Genomic DNA, 924 nt, shown 5'->3' with positions numbered 1-924 from the left:
GGGGCTGTCTCAAAAGCCATGAAATGGCTACTTGAGACAGCCCCGCTGTTTTTGAGTTGGATGGACTTGCGCACTTGGTGCGGACGCTCCGCGAACGGACCGTTGCTACAATCGCTGTGCTCTCCAGATTTTATTTATTTCCCGTAGCGGTAAAAATCCGGAGAGCAAGGCGACCGCTACCGCTTTTCCGCAATCAGTCCGTCCTCTCCGCTGTTTAAGCGGGGGAACGTTCCTACAATTCTTTCAAAAATCACAAAAAGAAATCGCCCTTTGGTAAAATGGAAGTGTCGAGCAACCATTTCAAAAAAGGAGCGATTTCTTTGTACATTCAATATACCATGGACCAACTTTGCTTGCCAATGGATCTGGAAGAAGACATTCCAGAAAATCACCTCGTTCGTGTCGTTAACGCAGCCGTCAATCGGCTGGACGACTCCATCTTTGACGCTGCTTATCCCGGCGGCGGCCGCGACAGCTATCATCCTAAAATGCTCACCAAAGTCATCATTTACGCCTACACTCAGCGTATCTATTCGTCTCGTCAAATCGCCAAAGCCGTGCGAGAGAATATTCCTTTCATGTGGCTGGCCGGACGGCAGCGCCCCAACTTTCGAACTCTTAATCGCTTCCGTTCCCAGCGGATGAGGAATGTCCTCGAAACGGTATTTACCGCCGTGCTTCAGTTTCTGGCTGACGAAAAATACGTGTCTCTGGAGCATTATTTTGTGGACGGCACTAAGATCGAGGCGAATGCCAATCGCTACACCTTTGTTTGGGGCAAAGCGGTCAGCAAACACAAAGCGAAATTACAGGAGAAGGTACACGCTCTGTTTGCTGACATTGAAGCGGCAGAGCACCAAGAAGAACAGGAGTTCCAGGGAAAGGACCTCGCCGAATTCGGAGAATCTTGTGAGATGAACAGTG

Annotated in this window: 1 protein-coding gene; it reads left to right on the top strand. The window is 49.7% G+C overall.

Annotated elements, in window-relative coordinates; all coding sequences use genetic code 11:
* Positions 1-320: 320 nt before the first annotated feature.
* Positions 321-924 (top strand): transposase (locus tag A3844_RS06080; RefSeq protein WP_143192018.1); only part of this gene is annotated, 604 nt, incomplete at its 3' end.

The sequence above is a fragment of the Paenibacillus helianthi genome (assembly GCF_001909055.1).
GTDB lineage: Bacteria > Bacillota > Bacilli > Paenibacillales > Paenibacillaceae > Paenibacillus_AQ > Paenibacillus_AQ helianthi.
The sequence above is the reverse complement of the archived record's forward strand: the minus strand, read 5'-3'. Positions and strand labels throughout refer to the sequence as shown.